The 2,781-nt window shown below is 53.6% G+C and carries 2 protein-coding genes and 4 pseudogenes; 3 read left to right on the plus strand and 3 right to left on the minus strand.

Annotated elements, in window-relative coordinates; translation table 11 throughout:
• Nucleotides 1-231: 231 nt before the first annotated feature.
• The 3 pseudogenes from BBW68_RS20415 to BBW68_RS00885 all read left to right on the plus strand — a co-directional run.
• A pseudogene (locus tag BBW68_RS20415) lies at nucleotides 232-478 on the plus strand (IS91 family transposase); the annotation flags it as partial.
• A pseudogene (locus BBW68_RS20990) lies at nucleotides 473-604 on the plus strand (ATP-binding protein); the annotation flags it as partial. The pseudogenes BBW68_RS20415 and BBW68_RS20990, both read left to right, overlap by 6 nt.
• A 61-nt stretch (nucleotides 605-665) precedes the next feature.
• Nucleotides 666-1,077, plus strand: a pseudogene (locus BBW68_RS00885) (histidine phosphatase family protein); the annotation flags it as partial.
• Nucleotides 1,078-1,133: 56 nt separating this feature from the next.
• On the opposite strand, the gene robA reads toward BBW68_RS00885, so the two are convergent.
• The 3 genes and pseudogenes from robA to BBW68_RS15305 all read right to left on the minus strand — a co-directional run.
• Nucleotides 1,134-2,012: an MDR efflux pump AcrAB transcriptional activator RobA gene (gene robA, locus BBW68_RS00890; RefSeq protein WP_070133616.1), complete on the minus strand. Its 879-nt coding sequence runs from the start codon at nucleotides 2,010-2,012 to the stop codon at nucleotides 1,134-1,136.
• 287 nt (nucleotides 2,013-2,299) lie between these two features.
• Nucleotides 2,300-2,407 carry a hypothetical protein gene (locus BBW68_RS20070; protein WP_276325367.1) on the minus strand — a complete coding sequence of 36 codons (108 nt, stop codon included), beginning with the start codon at nucleotides 2,405-2,407 and terminating at the stop codon, nucleotides 2,300-2,302.
• Between the two features lie 20 nt (nucleotides 2,408-2,427).
• Nucleotides 2,428-2,781, minus strand: a pseudogene (locus BBW68_RS15305) (IS21 family transposase); the annotation flags it as partial.

Consider the following 2,781-nt stretch of genomic DNA (forward strand, 5'->3'; position numbering starts at 1 on the left):
CTTGATAAAAAACGTTAGTTAGAACCGGTTCCAAAAGATAGCGGCAGAAGTGAAATTTATGATCGCGCTCACGATGTGAACAATTTCTGGTGGGAAAGGTGGGGAAAGCTCTTAAAAACCTCAGGTAACGCGAGGCGCAAATAATGAACGTAGCGCCCTTACAGGGCGAGCGTCACGGCTTCGCCGTTCCGGTGCTTTGCATGACCGGAGCTCCGCTTTATACTCAGCTCCATGTATATCCCGCGCCCGGCAAAGCTGCTCTTTACCGTTGATGACGGCTGAAATTGCCATCTCAAAAAACACGGCGACAGCGTCAACGAGTGGAGGACCCGACTCGCCGTTGAGCGCATTTAACATGCCACACCTGCCCTGGCCGTTCTTCAGCAACAACTGACCGCTGCTCAACAACCTGTTCCGCTGCGCCACCCGCGCCCTGCTCAGGCACACGCGCAAGCTGGGCATTGAGGTCGGCATCTTCGTAAACGAAACAATGGCGGTGGCTGCGGCAGACAGGCTGATCCACCATGGATAGATCTTCGAGGTAACAGGAGAGAACTACAAAAAGAAAACGTCAAAAGCGGCAATACAACAGTCAGTTGAATAGTAGCATCAGAGCGGTCAGAGTAGTTGACGCGTACCGGCCAAGGTAGTTGACGTCTAATACGCGTCTGCGTGAGCTGAATATGGGCGTGCTGGAACAGCACCGGCTGAATTCACTCAGAGCTGAGGAAGAGGGCTAGCGCAAAACGCTGGTGGATGGCACCATCAACGGTCGCATCCCGCAAGGGGAGTCGATGAGCGAAATGGCAGCGCGCATGCATCAGGCGCTGAATGCCTGCCTCGAACTGCCTGAGGGTAGCCGTCCGCTGATTGTTAGCCATGGCATGGCGCTGGGCGTGTTGCTGAGTACTATTCTGGGGCTGCCAGCGAATGCAGAACGCCGTCTGCGCCTGCGCAACTGTTCCCTCTCTCGGGTTGATCATCAACAGAGCGTGTGGCTGGCTTCTGGCTGGGTGGTGGAAATGGCCGGGGATGTGGCGCATTGAACAGACGTCACTCGATGAACTGCAGCACTAATCGATTGCCAGAGATAAACAGGGCCGCAGTGAGCGGCCCTTTTGACATCTGTCTGGTTAATCCTGATTGTGACGGATCGGGATCAGATATTCACAGCGAATATCGACCGGAGGTTCAGCACGCTTCTTACCGCCGTGGGTGTAAAAACGCTCAATATCCTGCCCGTGGCGACGTGTCAGTTTCAGTGTTGGCATACAAGTGCCGTAGATTTGCAGGACAAACTCCTGAAGTCCGCTACGCGGCCCCTCATAGGTAAACTGTACGTAATCCCCGCCTTCCAACATCATCCGCTGAGTGGCATGGAGCTGACTGGACATCTGATCGGACGTCACGGCGGTGGTATACAGGATCTCCTGCTCATCATCTTTTTCTGCACTTGGTCTCGACTGATGCAGGCCATACAGCACCAGCGGAACCGTATCGGCCTCCGTTAGGAACTGGCGCCAGAAATGCAGTCGCATCTCATCGCGAAAGAGAGAAATTTGTTCCAGAATGCAGGTGTAGCTTTGGGTTTGCCCTATCAGCTCGGTTTCCGGCAAACTGACCCACGTAGGTTCAGGCAGTTTGCCATCGCCAAGGCGAATAGGAGGCCGCAGGCCATAGGCATTCCAGTCTGATATCCGGCGATACCAAGCAGGGGTCTGGGTAAACTGTTTCTTGAAGGCCCGGGTGAAGGTCTGCTGGGAATCAAAACGATACTGTAAAGCGATGTCCAGAATTGGCCGACTGGTCAGGCGTAGTGCCACTGCCGCTTTTGACAGACGGCGGGCGCGAATATAAGCGCCAATCGCATGACTGGTGACGTCCTTAAACATTCTTTGCAGATGCCATTTTGAGTATCCGGCCTTCGCCGCCACGTTATCAAGCGATAACGGTTGGTCCAGGTGGCTCTCCAGCCAGACCAGCAAATCTCGAATGATACCAGCTTGGTCCATAAATCGTCCTCATATTACTCAGTGTTGGTGCAGATAAGCAAAGCCGATGAATATTAGCATTAATTGCAAAGCAAGGTGTTGAATTTTAGCGGTAAGAATCTGCTTAATCACTGCAGGTTAACGACAAATCAAGGAATAGTTATAGGTTGCGTATTCTGGCGAAGATGAACGGTCGTTCCGGAGGAACGTGAACGCGTTATTTCCTAACGCGCCCTAACTTTCTTTCATTACACTGACCGTTCACTTTCAGTCAACCTGTGCCAGTCGTTTTCTCATCGACTCACCTTTCATTTCCAGTCGGTGGGCGTTTGCATCAGGCGATCTAGGATGGCGTCGGCCAGCGTGTTATCTCCCACACAGCCATACCACTCATCCGTTGGCAGTTGATTTATCATTACCGTGGCATTTTTACCGTAGCGACGGTATAGTTCGGTGCCCCCAACACTGCCACGAAGATCTGCGCCTGGCGGCATTCACCGGTTTCTGGCGAGATAACCGGCACCGTGGGCCCACAGTAGTCGATAAAGCATTTTTCACCGGCGAGATGCTGTTGGCGCATGGAGCGCTTCTGCGACTGGCATCAAGTCTGGTAGCGGCAGCAGAACTGCGAGTAACTGTACCCCCGGACGGGCATCCGCTGACAGTATTCTTCCCACAGAAGGTGGCGGGTGACGCCTTTCTTACGCAGCTCCATATGGATTTCAGCCCAGTCAGGATCCTCCAACGCGCCGGGACGACTGTCAGACCCAGCACGCCTTATTGCCGTGGC

It is taken from the genome of Candidatus Erwinia dacicola (genome assembly GCF_001756855.1).
Taxonomy (GTDB): domain Bacteria; phylum Pseudomonadota; class Gammaproteobacteria; order Enterobacterales; family Enterobacteriaceae; genus Erwinia; species Erwinia dacicola.